The organism is Amycolatopsis sp. MJM2582, from assembly GCF_000754115.1.
Classification (GTDB): domain Bacteria; phylum Actinomycetota; class Actinomycetes; order Mycobacteriales; family Pseudonocardiaceae; genus Amycolatopsis; species Amycolatopsis japonica.
The window spans coordinates 1639205-1653502 of the sequence record NZ_JPLW01000001.1 but is presented as its reverse complement, the minus strand read 5'-3'; the positions used below and the strand labels follow the sequence as shown (position 1 = coordinate 1653502).

At 68.6% G+C, this 14298-nt stretch carries 17 protein-coding genes; 10 read left to right on the top strand and 7 right to left on the bottom strand.

Annotated elements, in window-relative coordinates; all coding sequences use genetic code 11:
* Window positions 1-25: 25 nt before the first annotated feature.
* On the top strand, window positions 26-553 hold the full coding sequence (locus tag ED92_RS08145) for a hypothetical protein (RefSeq protein ID WP_037334818.1): 528 nt from the start codon (window positions 26-28) through the stop codon (window positions 551-553).
* Here the strand turns inward: ED92_RS08145 and ED92_RS08140 are convergent, their stop codons facing one another.
* Complete coding sequence (locus ED92_RS08140; protein WP_037334815.1) at window positions 554-1018, bottom strand: DUF6328 family protein; 465 nt, start codon at window positions 1016-1018, stop codon at window positions 554-556.
* Window positions 963-1925, bottom strand: a complete 963-nt coding sequence (locus ED92_RS08135) for a DMT family transporter (protein ID WP_037334812.1) — start codon at window positions 1923-1925, stop codon at window positions 963-965. The genes ED92_RS08140 and ED92_RS08135 overlap by 56 nt, the downstream gene beginning before the upstream one ends.
* Window positions 1926-2008: 83 nt before the next feature.
* Here ED92_RS08135 and ED92_RS08130 point away from each other — a divergent pair, with 83 nt between their 5' ends.
* Entirely contained in the window at window positions 2009-2560 is a 552-nt protein-coding gene (locus ED92_RS08130) for a superoxide dismutase family protein (RefSeq protein WP_037334809.1), read from the top strand.
* 9 nt (window positions 2561-2569) lie between these two features.
* Here the strand turns inward: ED92_RS08130 and ED92_RS08125 are convergent, their stop codons facing one another.
* Both ED92_RS08125 and ED92_RS08120 read right to left on the bottom strand, forming a co-directional pair.
* Complete coding sequence (locus ED92_RS08125) at window positions 2570-2971, bottom strand: TIGR03667 family PPOX class F420-dependent oxidoreductase (RefSeq protein ID WP_037334807.1); 402 nt, start codon at window positions 2969-2971, stop codon at window positions 2570-2572.
* A gap of 43 nt (window positions 2972-3014) precedes the next feature.
* The gene (locus ED92_RS08120) at window positions 3015-4712 is read right to left on the bottom strand and encodes a DUF2339 domain-containing protein (RefSeq protein WP_235213216.1); all 1698 of its coding nucleotides are present in this window, start codon (window positions 4710-4712) and stop codon (window positions 3015-3017) included.
* Here ED92_RS08120 and ED92_RS43285 point away from each other — a divergent pair.
* A complete protein-coding gene (locus ED92_RS43285) occupies window positions 4677-5042 on the top strand; it encodes a hypothetical protein (protein WP_235213215.1) in 366 nt (121 codons plus the stop codon). The two genes, ED92_RS08120 and ED92_RS43285, sit on opposite strands and share 36 nt — an antisense overlap.
* A gap of 63 nt (window positions 5043-5105) precedes the next feature.
* Here the strand turns inward: ED92_RS43285 and uppS are convergent, their stop codons facing one another.
* Together uppS and ED92_RS08110 are read right to left on the bottom strand one after the other, a co-directional pair.
* Complete coding sequence (gene uppS / locus ED92_RS08115) at window positions 5106-5864, bottom strand: polyprenyl diphosphate synthase (RefSeq protein ID WP_037336216.1); 759 nt, start codon at window positions 5862-5864, stop codon at window positions 5106-5108.
* Between the two features lie 148 nt (window positions 5865-6012).
* Window positions 6013-6588, bottom strand: coding sequence for a DUF3800 domain-containing protein (locus ED92_RS08110; protein ID WP_037334800.1), 576 nt, complete (start codon window positions 6586-6588; stop codon window positions 6013-6015).
* A 200-nt stretch (window positions 6589-6788) separates the two neighbouring features.
* Here ED92_RS08110 and ED92_RS08105 point away from each other — a divergent pair, with 200 nt between their 5' ends.
* Both ED92_RS08105 and dusB read left to right on the top strand, forming a co-directional pair.
* A complete protein-coding gene (locus tag ED92_RS08105) occupies window positions 6789-7181 on the top strand; it encodes a hypothetical protein (RefSeq protein ID WP_052120314.1) in 393 nt (130 codons plus the stop codon).
* A gap of 18 nt (window positions 7182-7199) precedes the next feature.
* Complete coding sequence (gene dusB / locus ED92_RS08100) at window positions 7200-8345, top strand: tRNA dihydrouridine synthase DusB (protein ID WP_037334798.1); 1146 nt, start codon at window positions 7200-7202, stop codon at window positions 8343-8345.
* Between the two features lie 46 nt (window positions 8346-8391).
* Here dusB and ED92_RS08095 read toward each other — a convergent pair whose 3' ends face one another.
* On the bottom strand, window positions 8392-8676 hold the full coding sequence (locus ED92_RS08095; protein WP_037334795.1) for a hypothetical protein: 285 nt from the start codon (window positions 8674-8676) through the stop codon (window positions 8392-8394).
* 122 nt (window positions 8677-8798) lie between these two features.
* Between ED92_RS08095 and ED92_RS08090 the strand changes: the two genes are divergently transcribed.
* From ED92_RS08090 to phoU, 5 genes are all read left to right on the top strand, one after another.
* Complete coding sequence (locus tag ED92_RS08090; RefSeq protein ID WP_037334792.1) at window positions 8799-9632, top strand: alpha/beta fold hydrolase; 834 nt, start codon at window positions 8799-8801, stop codon at window positions 9630-9632.
* Window positions 9633-9690: 58 nt separating this feature from the next.
* Window positions 9691-10254 carry an isopentenyl-diphosphate Delta-isomerase gene (idi, locus tag ED92_RS08085; protein ID WP_037334789.1) on the top strand — a complete coding sequence of 188 codons (564 nt, stop codon included), beginning with the start codon at window positions 9691-9693 and terminating at the stop codon, window positions 10252-10254.
* Between the two features lie 113 nt (window positions 10255-10367).
* A complete protein-coding gene (locus ED92_RS08080) occupies window positions 10368-11096 on the top strand; it encodes a GGDEF domain-containing protein (protein ID WP_037334786.1) in 729 nt (242 codons plus the stop codon).
* Between the two features lie 816 nt (window positions 11097-11912).
* On the top strand, window positions 11913-13316 hold the full coding sequence (locus ED92_RS08075; RefSeq protein WP_037334782.1) for an LCP family protein: 1404 nt from the start codon (window positions 11913-11915) through the stop codon (window positions 13314-13316).
* An 80-nt stretch (window positions 13317-13396) separates the two neighbouring features.
* Entirely contained in the window at window positions 13397-14059 is a 663-nt protein-coding gene (gene phoU, locus ED92_RS08070) for a phosphate signaling complex protein PhoU (protein ID WP_016337999.1), read from the top strand.
* The last annotated feature ends 239 nt before the right edge of the window (window positions 14060-14298 follow it).

Here is a 14298-nt window from a genome sequence, read left to right as displayed (position 1 = left end):
TTGCCCCGCTCGGTAGCTTCGTGCCATGGGGAACGTCAAACGCTGGCCCGTGCTCGCCGGGGTCGGTGTGGTGGTGGCCGCGTCGGGCTGGTGGATCGTGGACGAGATGCCGACGGTGGACGACGCGGTCGCCCGCGAGGCGCTGCCGCCGATCGACGAGCATCTGCGCGCGTTCGCCGGTTCGGGCGACACGGGAACCCGCTGGGTGTGCACGCAGAAGGTGATCGAGACCAGGCCGGACGGTGACCAGGTCAAGGTCGGCCTGGTCGCGAGCTGCGACGAGGTCGAGCGGGACGCCGGCGGCCTCGTCACGCGCGCCGGATTCCGTCGTCAGCCGATGGTCTACCGCGTCGAACGCACCTCCGGCGGGTTCCGTGTGCTCGATCGGAAGGTCGCCGAGGACGGCGCGGGCTTCTCGCCTTCGGTCAAGGCGATGTTCTCGTGGACCGGCGCCCGCCGGGTACTCGACGGCGCGAGCCCGGACGACCCGAAGTCCGTGTCGGCCGCCGCTTTCGGCCTGCCCGAAAGCACGCCGGTGCGCACCGGGCGGTGATCAGTCGCCGTTGCGGTCGATCTTCTTCGGCACGACGAGCCACATGACGACGAACAGCACCGCCGACACCACGCCGAGGATCGTCATCGCGATCGGGCCGTAGACGACCTTGGCGATGAGCGCGACGGTCGTGGTGATGGCGGCCGCCAAGCAGGCGAGGCCCGCCAGCACGGAACGATTGCCGACGGTGAGGATGCGCTCACGGTTCCCGGTGCGGAACAGCAGCCGATGCCACGCGGCGGGCGCCGTCAGGAGCACCGTCGAGCAGACCGTGAGCAGGACCGCCGTCAGGTGGACGGCCTTCTCGAACCCGCTCGCCTCATGGAACTCGTCGGTGAACACCACCGTGAGCAGGAAACCGAAGAGGATCTGGACACCGGCCTGCGCGACCCGCAGCTCCTGCAAGAGCTCACTGACGTTGCGGGTCAGGCGTTCGTTCTTCGTCTCGCCGGTGTGCTCGACCATGCATTGGCTCCAGGACCATCGGTTGACGCCTGACCTTTTCATGCCAGCCGAGCGACGTCACTGACACGACCACTACGGCGAGGCCCAGCCACTGAGTACCCGACAAATCGGCGTTCAAGCACAATACGCCGATCACGGCCGCGGTGACGGGGAACGCGAGCTCGGCCAGCGTCGCCCTGGCGGCCGGCGTCGACCGCAGGCCCAGGTAGTACAGGCTCAGCGCCAGCAGGCCGGGGACGAAGGCGAGCAGGCCGAGCCCGAGCGCGTTGTCCCAGCCGACCGCGAACTCGCCGCCCTGATACGCCACGATGCCCGCCGCGACCGGGAGCCCGACGGTGAAGCGCAGGGTGGTGACCTCCTTCGGCGCCAGTTCGGTGGAGAGCAGCCGCCCGAGCACCGTGCCCGCCGCCCACAACGCGGCCGCGCCGACCGCCAGCAGCGCCGCCTTGGCCGCGGCGAGCTGGATGTTCAGCGGATCCTTGAACGCCAGCAGCCAGGCGCCGAGCAGCGCCGGGATCGCGAAGAAGGCGTAACCGGGGCGGACCCGCTCACGAAGGACGAAATACGCCGCCAGCACGGCGAACACCGGCTGGAGCTTCTGCAGCACCAGCGGCGTCACCGGGTCGCCCAGTTTGAAGGCCGCGGTGAACATCGCCGTCGCGAGCGCGGAGGATCCACCGCCGATGGCGAGCACGGCCAGCCATTCCCGCGGCCCGGTCCGGCGCAGCGCGCGGAAAGCGCCGGGAATGAAGGGACTCAGCACGAGCACCACCAGCAGGTGCTCCCAGAAGACCACCGTGGCCGCCGGAAGTGCCTCGGCCAGTGGAAGCCGAAGAAGCCCGTCGGTACCCCAAAGCGCGGCGGCGACCGCGACCAGCCAGGTGCGATCCGGAGGGTTGCTACTCACTTTTCCTGCCCATAGTTTGAGAATGATCGCCCGACGGAGTGACCGCTCTGGCGTGTCCGATTCGTGCCGACTAGGCAGGGGGCATGCGCCCCGTCCCCGCACTCGCCCTCGTCCTGTCCGCGGCCGCCTTGGCCCTGACCGCCGGCGCCGGGCCGGCCACCGCCGTCCCCGGCTCCCGGGTCCACGTGATCACCGCCAAGAGTGGCTTGACCATCTACAAACCCGACCTGGTGCCGCCCGGCGCCCGCGCGCACGTCTTCGGGTTGACGTCCAAGGCCCATGGCACTTCGACCGCGATCCTCGTGACCGGCCTGCTGCCCAACCGCGAATACGGCGCCCACGCGCACACGAAGCCGTGCGGCGCCACCGGTGACCTCGCCGGCCCGCACTACCAGAACGTCGAAGACCCGGTGAAGCCGTCGGTGGACCCGGCCTATGCCAACCCCCGCAACGAGATCTGGCTCGACCTCACCTCCGACGCCACCGGCCGCGGCGTCGCCGTGTCCAAAGTGGACTGGACGTTCACCGACCGGCGCGCGAACTCGATCGTGATCCACGAGACGCATACGCACACCGACCCGGGCCACGCCGGGACCGCGGGGGCCCGGCTGGCCTGCGTGACCGTCGGCTTCTAGCAGTGTTTTCTAGAAACCCCAGGTACGTTCGGGCCGGATCCTGATCCGGACGCTGTACTCCCGGTCGAACTTCGGGACGTCGTAGTCGATCGCCGGGTAGTGCTTCTCGTACTTGGCGAGGAAGCCCGGCTGCTCCGAAGCGAGACCGTCCGGCAGGATCTCGGCCTTGCCGCCGATCACCAGGATCGAGTTCCCGTGCTCGTCGCTGTTGAAGTGGAGGCTGACCTCGGGGTTGGCTTCGATATGGCGGGTCTTCGCCGTGTCCGGCTGGCTGAAGACGATGAAATCCTCACCGTCGAGCACGAACCACACCGGGCGGGGCGAAGGGCGTCCCTTCGGGCTGATCGTGGTCAGCCAGGCGACGTTCTCCTTCGCCCGCTCGGCGAGCCGCGGATCGGGTTGGTAGGTCATGAACCGACCAACCACGATCCCGCGGCTTTTCTTCCACGTCCGCTCAGCGGGACGCGACGAGCTTCGCGTACCGCGTCCCCGCGCCGAGCAGCACCAGCCCGGCGATGAGGAACGCGGCGACCCTGGCCAGACCGTCGAGCGCGGCGAGGTCGAACAGGACCAGCTTCAGCACCGCGGCGCCGACCAGCACGAACCCGATCACCCGCAGGTTGATCGCCGAGATGCCGCGGATGAGCAGCACCAGCGCGGCGACCGTCCACGACACCGTGATCACCACGTGGCCGACGAGGAAACCCGACCGGCCGGGAACCGCCATCAGCGCGCCGCACAGCACCAGCGCGCCCGCGCCGTAGAGCCCGCAGATCCCGGCGAAGAGCCACGGCACCACGTTCTCCGCCGCGGCCTTGAACAGCCCCAGCCGGTGCGAGACCCACGGAAGCGTGATCGCCGCGGCCAAGATCGCCAGCGCCACCAGGAACGCGGCGGCGAGGTCGGCCTCCGACCGGTTGCGGACGAGGAAGAACAGCGTCGGCGGGACGTCGATGACCAGCGCGATCATGCCGCCGATGACGGCGAAGGCGAGGCCGCCGAAGAGCGCGACGTGCTTCTTCGTCCACAGCGCGGCCAGGGCCAGCAGGACCGCTTCGCCGATGAGGATGCCCGAGCGAGCACTACCGTCGAAGAGCGTCATCGTCGTCTGCAGGGCCGCGACGAGCCCGGCGGCGCCCGCGAGCTCGCCCGTCCAACCGTCGAGCCACTGCCCGACGGCCCACACCACGAGCAGCACCAGCGCGACCGACGCGGTGACGAGCACGGCCGGGGTCTTCGGCAGGAACAGCGCGGCGAGCAAGGACGGGGCGGGGGCGACGGCGAGCAGGGCGAGCCCGGCGGTGTCTCCCGGCCGCTTGAGGGTGACGATCAGGGCCAGCGCGAGAGCGGTGCCGCCCGCGGCCAGCGCGGCGGCGGTGTTGCCCGTGCTGCCGCCGAAGCCGACGAACGCCGTGCTGCAGACCGAGGCGAGCAGCGGCGGGATCCCGGCCGCGACCGCGACCGACGGCCACGACTGGCGCAGCTGCACCGGCGTCGAAGCGATCTGGACGACCAGGAGGAACGCGACCAGCTGCGGGGTGAACCCCTGCGTGATGATGGGCGCGCAGATCACGCAGCCGAGCACGACGGCCGTCGCGAGCAGCGAAGACTCCCACCGCACGGCCAGCAGCAACCCGCCGACCGCGATCACGAGCCCGATCGCGAGACCGGCGTAGGCCGGGAGGTACTCGTACATCGTCGTCGCGGCGATGGCGTCGAGGTACAGCGCGCCGATCCCGGTCGCGGCGAGCGCGAACGCCCCCGTGCGGCCCGCCGGCGTGCGGTGCAGGCGGAGGCCGATCCCGACCAGCGCCGCGCCGAGCACGGCACCGCCGATCACCCGCGGCACCGGGCCGAACCAGCCACGCTGGATCGCGAGCACGAGGAACAGCACGATGCCGAGCAACGTGACCGCGCCGCCGATCCAGGCCAGCAACCTGCTGCCGGCGCCCTCCTTGCCCAGCTTCTCGGCGAGCGACACCTTCGGCGCGGGCTGGTACGGGCGGTAGGGCTGCTGCGGCTGCTGGTACTGCTGGCGGTACTGCTGCTGCCATTGCTGCCACTGCGCGTACTGGGCCTGCTGGTGGTACTGGCCCTGGTACTGGGGGTGCTGCGGGTGGGTGAAGTAGCGCGGGTAGGGCTGCTGGGGCACGTGGGGCTGCTGCGGCTGGCCCTGGTGCGGCACCTGGGGCTGTTGCGGCTGTTCGGCCTGCGGCTGCTCCGGCTGGTCAGCCTGCTGCGGCTGGTCTGCCTGCGGCTGGTCAGCCTGCTCGGCCTGCGGTGCCGTGGCCTGCTCTTCCTGCTGCTCGGCGGGCTTCTCCGCCTGCTCAGGTGCCTCTTCGGGCTTCGGCTCAGCCTCGGACCGGACGGTCCGCAGCTCGGTGCCGACCCGCGCGAGGCGGGCCCCAAGGTCGTCGATCTCCCCGGCGAGCCTGAGGAGCACATCCCCATCGGTGGTCATGGCGATCAGCATGCGGCCTGAGGCCCGCCGAGGGATCCGTAGCACTACTCAATCGTGATGACGATGTGGTCGCGACCTGCAAGATCATCGCGATCTGGCCCACACCCGGAGCGCCCGCAAGAGGTCGATGTACCGGAAGCCCGGCCAGTTCACGTCGCAGAAGTACAGCCGGGAATCCTTGGCCTGCCAAAGCAGGAATCCGGACAGCCGGACCTCCCCGCTGGTGCGGATGATCAGGTCCGGATCGGGACTGCCGACCGTGTACAGATGCGCGGAAAGAGCGTCCACGGAGACGGACTCCGCGATCTCCACCAGGGTCTTGCCGTCCGCCGCCCCTTCGAGCACGAGATCGCGGACGGCGTCGACGATCTCCTCGCGGCTTCCGTACCCGATCGCGAGAGTCAGCTCAGGCCCCGTCGCGCCCCGAGTGTCCTCTTCGGCCTGTTTCAGCACTTCGGCCGTGGACGACGGCAGCATGTCGAGCCGTCCCACAGGCGCGACGCGCCAGTTCGCGCCCGGCGCGGTGAGCCGCTCACGGACGACGTCCTCGATCACCTGCATCAAGAAGGCCATCTCCGGCGATGCGCGCTTCGTCAGGTTGTCGACCGAAGCGAGGTACACCGTCACGTGCCCGATGCCGAGGCCTTCGCACCACGACATCAGCCGGGCGATGTGCTGCGCTCCGTGACGATGCCCCTCGCGGACGTCCTCGAAGCCCATCGCGCGGGCCCAGCGGCGGTTGCCGTCGATGATCACGCCGACGTGGCGGGGCATCGGACCTCGCAGGAGGCGAGCGCGGAGCCGTCGCGCGTAGAGGTCGTCGAGTCCGGTCCGTACGCCCATGAAGGCGAAGCTACCGAAATCGGGGTCGGCGTGCGGATCGCTCATGAGCTACGCTGAACACGGAGTGTGGCGCCGCGGGCGCCGCACGAGTCGCAAGGCCAGGTGCACCCGGGGAATACCGGGACCCTGGCCTTACGCATGTCCGTGGTCAACAACGGGTGTCGACCTGAAACTCGATGGCGCACTCGGCCAGTTGGTCGGCGTAGTCGGGATTTCCTTGCCTTCGAGCCCGAACGGCCCCGGCGACGATGTCGGAGATCCACAACAGCGGCTCATCGGCACCACGCACGTGCCGAATGCGGAATACGGCGCCTCGCGGCAAGGAAAAGCGGCATTGCTGGACTGTGCGCACGTCGCGGGCATCGAGCTGGGCCGTACGGCCCTCTGCGACCAGGAGCCCGACGCCGAGCGCGTGCAACTCCATCACCAGGCGTTGCATGCACAGAGAGCGGCCACGTTCCTGCCGCCGCGCCGGTACCGGAGTGCCCACCGCCACCAGGTGAAGCTCCTCGAAGTCGGCGACCTGCTTGACGACCGCTCGCTTCTGCCCGTCGGTCAGCACGGTCCAATGCAGTTTTCCCGTGCGTTCGGCCCGTATGCCCAGCATGGCTTCGCGTAGTTCGGCATGCCGTTCGACGGGCAGGACCGCGGCCGCGAGTACGTAGAAACCACCGTCGTCGTCTTCTTTGAAGGATTCGTCGGCGAAGGCTTGAAGCGCGGCCATCGGACGAGCCTAGGGATTCCCGCCCGGCTCAATCGGTACGGTCCGACGCCCGGATTCGCGGTGCCGCAACACCGCGCGGATCGAGTGAATACTCGACCACTGTGTGGATTTCGGGACATCTGACGTCCCAAAATCCACACAGTCACCGCAGGGAGCCAAAGGTCAGGCCCGCGCGCCGGAAGTTTCTCCATACTGGGTGGATGAACCCCGGCGAAACGCTCCTCAGCACGTCGCGAACCTTCCAGCTGTGGCGATACGGCGCCGGGCACTCACAGTTGATCCTCCGGTCCGGGTTCCGGCCGCAGGCCGATCCTGTCGAACTTCTCTTCGAAGGCGTCCGGTCAGTGCACTTCGAAAACCTTCACTTCCCCGAGCTGACCGTATGGAGAGACGAAGACGAAGTCATCGAGACCGAGAAGTACCGCTTCTACAACCTGCGGATCGAATTGAGATCCCCGAAGCACACAGGCGTGGTCACCGCCGGTCGCATGACCTACATCGACGGGACCTACGCCAACGGCGCGATCAAATGGTGGGTGACCGCCCCTCGCGGCGAGGAAATCGGCGCTGGAGCCCGGCCCACCTGCGAGTGACAGACACCACAGGCGACAATGGAGGGCGTGACAGCCACCCTGAGCAAGCCCAGCCTGAAGATCGGCCCCTACGAGGTCGATCCGCCGGTCGTGCTCGCTCCGATGGCCGGCATCACCAACGTCGCGTTCCGGCAGTTGTGCCAGGAGTACGGCGCCGGCATCTACGTCTGCGAGATGATCACCGCCCGCGCGGTGGTCGAGCGCCACCCCGGCACCATGCACATGATGACCTTCGGCGAGAACGAAAAGCCCAGGTCCATGCAGCTTTACGGGGTCGACCCGAAGACGATGGCCGAGGCCGTCCGCATCATCACCGGCGAGGGGCTCGCCGACCATATCGACAGCAACTTCGGCTGCCCGGTGGCGAAGGTGACGCGCAAGGGCGGCGGCGCGGCGTTGCCGTTCAAGCGCAAGCTGTTCGCCGACATCGTGCGCGAGTCGGCGAAGGCCGCGGCCGAGGCGGGGGTGCCGTTCACGGTCAAGTTCCGGGTGGGCATCGACGACGACCACCTGACATACCTCGACGCCGGGCGCATCGCCGAGGCGGAGGGCGCGGCGGCGGTCAGCCTGCACGCGCGCACCGCCGCGCAGCGCTACTCCGGCCAGGCCGACTGGACGAAGATCGCGGCGCTCAAGGAGGCCGTCACCAGCATCCCGGTGCTCGGCAACGGCGACATCTTCTCCGCCGAGGACGCGCTGCGCATGGTCGACGAGACGGGTTGCGACGGCGTCGTCGTCGGCCGCGGCTGCTTGGGCAGGCCGTGGCTGTTCGGCGAACTGGAGGCCGCCTTCGCCGGGCGCCCGCAGCCGACGCCGCCGAATCTCGGCGAGGTCGCGAAGGTGCTGCGCCGCCACACGGAACTGCTCGTCGAGCACGACGGCCACGACAAGGCCATGCGCGACATCCGCAAGCACATGGCTTGGTACTTCATGGGTTTCCCGGTCGGCTCGGAGCTGCGACGCGGTTTCGCGATGCTGTCCAGCATGGACCAGCTCGACGACCTGATCGCCAAACTCGACCACGACGCGCCGTTCCCCACCGCGGCCACCGGTCCGCGCGGGCGGCAGGGTTCGCCGGGCAAGGTCACGCTGCCGCACGGCTGGCTCGACGACCCGGACGACGACTGCGTCCCCGAAGCCGAGGACATGCACTCGGGCGGGTGAAACGAAAAACGCTCCCGCCGGGCGGCGGGAGCGTTTCGTTCACGACTCAGGTTCCCCTGGTCTTGTAGGCGAACTTCCACTGGTCGTGGTCGACCTCGAAGCACCGCATGGTGATCGTGTAATACCGGGCCATGTTGCTCTGCTCGATGAGACACGCCTCGTAGGTCGGGTACGGCCCGAGATGACAACCCGGGTTGCCGTCACAGACCCCGAGCACCGAAACCGGTGCTTCCTGCGCGACCGCGACATTCGCCGCGGTGACACCGATTCCGCCCGCGAGCGCGACGGAAGCGGCGCCGACGGCGAGCCGGCGCCTCCAACTGTTCGACATGTGATACCCCAGTTTCCCCAGTGCGGCCGAAGATCGGCAGCGCGTTCATTAGACGATCAACGAACACTCGTCGTCAATCCCTTGCCGCTCGCCGGAAACCGGAGACCCGTAAAGTCGGCGTCGTGATCGAGCAGCTGAGCATCCCCACCGCGGCCGGTTCCTTCGACGCCATCGCGGCGGGCCCCGAGGACGGCCGCCCCGTCCTGCTGCTGCACGGGTTTCCCGAGGCCGCGGTGGAATGGGAGCACCAGGTCGCGACGCTCGGCGTGCTCGGCTATCGCGCGGTCGCCCCGGATCAGCGCGGCTACTCCCCGGACGTCCGGCCGGAACAGGCGTCCGAATACGGGATCGACGACCTCGTCGGTGACGTCATCGCGATCGCGGATCGCTTGGGGTGGAACGAATTCGACCTCGTCGGACACGACTGGGGCGGCGCGGTCGCGTGGTGGACGGCCGACGCGCATCCCGCCAGGCTCCGCAGTCTCGCCGTGATTTCGACACCGCATCCGGCCGCGCTGGCGGAGGCCATGAAGACCGACGAGGACCAGCATCTCCGCTCGGCGTACATGACCGAATGGCGGCAGACCCGCGTCACCGAACGACGGATGCTCGAGAACAACGCCGACGCGCTGCGCCGCATGTTCGACTGGAAAGTGCCGCCGAGCAAGATCGACGAATACGTTCAGCGTCTCTCCGAGCCGGGCGCGCTGACCGCCGCGCTCAACTGGTACCGCGCCGGCCGTCCCGGCGGGAAGATCGGGCCGATCGAGGTTCCGACGCTCTACATCTGGAGCACCGAGGACGCCGCCTTCGGTTCGACGGCCGCGCTCGACACCGCGAACCGGGTCACCGGCCCGTACCGCTTCGAGATGATCGAGGACGTCTCCCACTGGGTCGTGGAGGAAGCTCCCGAAGCCGTCACATCTTTGCTCGTCGAGCACCTTTCATCCCACTAACAGGGGTAACTCTGGTCGCGGTACCGGTTACAGCGAGCCTGCTGGTTCAGTGGGTCCGATGAACAACATGACCGAAGTGGACACCGAACGCATCGTCTACGTCACCGAGGACGGCGAGCCGACCGGCGAAACCGCGCCCAAACTGGCCGCGCACCACGAGCACACCCGGCTGCACCTGGCGTTCTCCTGCTACCTGCTGCGCGGCAGCGACCAGGCCCTGCTGATCACCAGCCGCGCCGCCACCAAGAAGGTCTGGCCCCGCGTGTGGACCAACAGTGTCTGCGGGCACCCCGCACCGGGTGAACCCATCGAGGAGGCCGTCCGGCGCCGTGCCGCCTTCGAGCTCGGGCTGCCGCGGCTGAACGGGCTCCAGTGCGTCCTTCCCTCCTACCGTTACTCCACTCCGCCGTTCGAAGGCGTGGTCGAGAACGAGTTCTGCCCGGTCTTCGTCGCCTGGGTGGACGACGATCCGGAACCGCATCCCGACGAGGTCGGCGACTGGCGCTGGCTGAGCTGGAACGATTACGCACTGTTGCTGAATGACGATGTGACTGACGTGAGTTACTGGGCGAAAGATCAGTTTTCGCAGCTCAAGGACGCCGAGCCGTTTTCGTCCTTATGAAAAGACACTTCGGTGCGTGACAATGGCGCCGAACTGTCGTCCTCTTGAGGGATATTCACTTTGGCCCGTACTCATACCTCAAGAGATCCCTCCTATACGACGAAAACCAATTCGTGGCGGAGGTGAGCGTGGCAGCCGACGACGAGGCCGCGCTCCCACCGGGCGCGCCGGCCACCGATCTGCTCAGTCTCCACGAGTCGATCGCCGGGGTATTGGCCACACAGGGTGATTGGCGGCGCGCGTATCACCACCTCAAGTCCGCCTTCGACCTCGCCAGGGCGGGCAGCCTGCGGGACACGCTGACCTCCAGCTACAACCGCCGCTACCTCGACCAGTGGCTGCACGGCCCGGCCGTCGACCACCGCGGTCCGCCCGGTGTCGCGATCGCGCTGGTCGACCTCGACCTGTTCAAGGACGTCAACGACACTTTCGGGCATCTGGTGGGCGATCGGGTGCTCCGCGAGGTGGCCGACCTGCTGCAACAGGGACTTCCGCCGGAGGCGTTCTGCGCCCGCTACGGCGGCGAGGAGTTCGCGCTCGTCATCCCGGACGTCGACGCCGCCCGCGCCGTGCGCATCGCCGACACCGCCCGTATCCGGGTGGCCCGCCATCCGTGGCGCCGCATCCGCCCGGGTCTGTCGGTGACGATCAGCGTCGGGCTCGCGCACGAAAGCCGTATGGAGCCGGATCTCGCGGCCGAACCGGAACGGCAGTTGCGCAGTGCCGACGCTTTGTTGTATATGGCGAAACGGGCGGGCCGAAACAAAGTGGCCTATCGGGATAGGGAATCGTCGCGCACGATTCCGCATCCGATGAACACGGCGGAGTCCGCGGGCGCTTAGCCACTCGCCGTCCACTCACACAGTCAACGGTCGCACTCTGCGTAGCGGTTTCGAACCTTTTAACGCAGCTTTAACCACGACCGCTCACCCGATCGCATGGACCGTTCGGCGCTTCTCGGTACCTTGGGTGAAGAAAATTCCGGGATGGTTGTCGTCACGAACCTGAGGTGTCCGTACGATAACGAAAGAGCTTCGACGCCAGGCCTGAAAGGAGACCGAGTGCCCGACGAGCACCACACCCCGGGGACCGGTCGCCACAGCAACACCGACAGGACTGCCGGTGAGCGCGGCCGCCGGGCCCGACGCCGCTCGATGGACACCCACGGCGGGATCAGCGTTTCCGACGTCGTCGCACGTCATACCGGTGAACGCCCGATCTTCGACCCCTCCGCCGAGGCGCCCGCTCCGCGCCGTCTCCGGCAGAGCGAGCCGTCGCCGGAGCCTCCGAGACCCGGTGCGCGAGCCGCCCGGACGGAGCCGCCCGCACCTCGCCGTCCTCGTCCCGCCGCCCCCGCCGAGAGTCCGGCGCCCGCTCCTCGCGCGGCCAAACCCGCCGCGCCGCGTGCCCAGATGCCGCCGCGGGGCCCGCAGCCCGACGAGGCCCCGCGTCCGCCTCGCGCGCGCCAGCCGCGCCGCACTTCGCAGGCCGCGCCCAGCCCCGAAGCGCCGACGCAGCGCCGCCCGCCCGTGGTCAACCCGGGCGCGCAGCAGCAGCCCGCGGTACCGCCGCCCCCACGTCGTCCCCGCCGTCCGGCGCAACGGCCGGTGCAGCAGGCACCCGTCCCACCGTCGCCGGGTGTCCCGCCGCGGTCCGAGATGGACCGGCTCACGATGACCGACGAGCTCGAGGCGATCGACGACGCGACGATCACCAAGCGCAAGATCGACCACACGCTCGCCCGGTTCTCCGCCGCGCACGACGAACTCGAGGCCGAAGAGGCCAAGAAACGCGAGCGCCGCGAACGGCTCGCCCTGCGCCCCGCCGCGCTGCTGGAGCAGACCCGCACGGCATTGCAGCGAGTGGTCACGACCACCGATCCCGAGCCCGCCGCGGCCTCCGAGGAGTCCGCGCCGCAGACCCGGCTGCAGGAGAAGAAGGAACGCAAGACCAGGCAGACGGCCAAGGCGGGCCGGATCACCGCCGCCGTCGTCGCCGCGCTCGTGTTCCTCGCCATCGGTTCGGCTTGGGGCGCCCAGACCTGGTTCGACGCGAAGTTCAACACCGTCGCCTCGCTCGACGAGGATTCGGCCGACATCCAGGACGCCGCGGGCCAGACCGGCGACGAGAACTTCCTGATGGTCGGCTCCGACACCCGTGACGGCGCGGCCGCCGAAGACGGTGTCGGCGACGCCGAGGGCACGCCGGGCGCCCGCTCGGACACGGTGATGATCGCGCACGTCCCCGCGGACCGGCAGCGCGTCGTCATGGTGTCCTTCCCGCGCGACCTCGAGATCAGCCGCCCCGAATGCAAGCGCTGGGACCCGGCGACGTCGTCGTACTCGGACCAGACCTCGCCGGCGCAGAAGATCGCGAAGCTGAACACCGCCTACGCGGTCGGCGGCCCGCAGTGCGTCACGAAGGTCATCCAGCAGATCACCGGCATGAAGATGAACCACTTCGTCGGGATCGACTTCAACGGCTTCAAATCCATGGTCGACGCCGTGCAAGGCGTCACCGTGTACAACGAGAAGCCGATCGACGACACCACGCTCGGCATGATCATCCCGCAGGCGGGCGAGGTGCGGATCTCGGGCGACCAGGCGCTGAACTACGTCCGGGCGCGGCACGTCAAGGGCGACCCGACGTCGGACTACGGCCGGATCAAACGGCAGCAGGCCTTCCTCGGCGCGCTGCTGAAGACGGTGATGTCGAAGGACGTCATCCTGGACACCGGCAAGCTCAGCGGTTTCATCGACGCGTTCGCCAAGGCCACCTTCGGCGAGAACCTCGGCATCAACCAGATGATGACGCTGGCGAAGTCGATGCGCGGGATGGGCTCGGACAAGGTCAAGTTCCTCACCGTGCCCACCACCGAAGAGGCGAACAAACGCGGCAACGAGGTGTTGCTGCAGAGCAAGGCGAAGGCCGTCTTCGACGCGTTGATCAACAACACGCCGCTGGAAGAGAAGGCCCCGGCGCCTCCCGCGAGCGACACGGCGTCGCCTCCGACCAGCTCCGCCAAGTCGGGCGGCGCCAAGAAGAGCAGCAGCTCAGGCTGAGGATCATTCGTTAGTCCGGGTTCACGTCAGGTTCACTCTGGGATGCGGCTTTTGGTCCCTGTTCCCCGTAGGGTTGGGCCATGCGTGAGGCTTACCATGTCGAACTCGAACAGCTCGCCGAGAACCTAGCGAGCATGTCCCTCCAGGTCGCCGACGCGATGGAGCGGGCGACCCGGGCGTTGCTCGAGGTCGATCTCGGGCTCGCCGAGCAGGTCATCAGCGACGACGCGAAGGTCGACGACGCGCGCGCCGAATGCGAGGAGCAGGCGTACGCGCTGCTGGCCCTGCAGGCACCCGTCGCGACCGACCTCCGGACCGTGCTCGCCGCGATCCACGCGGCGGAAAGCCTGGAGCGGATGGGCGATCTGGCGCTGCACGTGGCCAAGGCCGCGCGCCGCCGCCACCCGGACCCCGTACTGCCCGAAGAGGTGAAGGCGGACTTCGCCAAGATGGGCGAGGTCGGCGTGAGCCTGGCCCGTCAGGTCGAGCAGGTCATCAAGTCCAAGGACGTCGAGGCCGCCCGCACGATCGAATCGGACGACGACGAGGTCGACGAGATCCACAAGCACCTGTTCACGGTCATCATGGACCGGAACTGGGACCACGGCGTCGCCGCGGCCGTGGACGTCACCCTGCTGGGCCGCTTCTACGAGCGCTTCGCCGACCACGCCGTCTCGGTCGCACGCCGGATGATCTTCGTGGTGACCGGCAAGATGCCCGGTTACGGGCCCGACGAGCTGTAAGGGGACTTTCCCCGCGAAGGGGTCCTTCACCGCATCTCGTGCGGTGAAGGACCCCTTCGTCATGTCAGCGCCGGTTCGGCCTCGGTCGGGTGGGTCGTGAGTGGCGATTCGGGTTCTAACCCGAATCGCCACTCACGACCACCTGGACCGACGCCGACCTCGCCGCGATCGCCCCCAAGCGCGTGAAGGCCCCCTTTCCTCGGCTGAGCCGAGGGAAGGGGGCCTTCACGCGCGACAAA